We start from the raw sequence: 422 nt of genomic DNA on the forward strand, positions 1-422 counted from the left end.
CGCGCGCGCAGCGCGGCGTGGAAGCGCGCCAGCCGCGCGGGCAGCGGCGCCGTCACCAGCGTGTGCACCGCGCGGCCGGTGGCGCAGGCCTCGGAGAGCATGTTCACCGAATCCGGCGTCACCACCAGACGGTCGGCCCAGCCGAGCAAGCCGGCGTAGGGATTGGGGCCGTCGGCCTCGCCGGCCCAGCACAGGCCGGGGATGTCCGCCAGCGCGGCGCGCAGCTTGTCCGTCAGCGCCGGCGGCGTGCGCCGCGAAGCGCTGACCAGCACGCTGCCGCCGTCGCGCGCGTGCCGCGCGCGCAGCGCGGCGATCAGGCGCTCGGCGTAGGCGTCGTCCAGGACGACGCCGCGGCGCGTTCCGCCGAGCAGCACGCCGAGGCGCGGCGCCGGCAGGTCGCCGAGCGTGGGGCAGGCCTCGCG

General features: G+C 78.9%; 1 protein-coding gene. It reads right to left on the reverse strand.

Features of this window, described 5'->3' with window-relative positions; all coding sequences use genetic code 11:
* Window positions 1-422 (reverse strand): ELM1/GtrOC1 family putative glycosyltransferase (locus MBSD_RS13855; protein WP_187300694.1); only part of this gene is annotated, 422 nt, incomplete at both ends.

It is taken from the genome of Mizugakiibacter sediminis (genome assembly GCF_000953855.2).
Taxonomy (GTDB): Bacteria; Pseudomonadota; Gammaproteobacteria; order Xanthomonadales; family Rhodanobacteraceae; genus Mizugakiibacter; species Mizugakiibacter sediminis.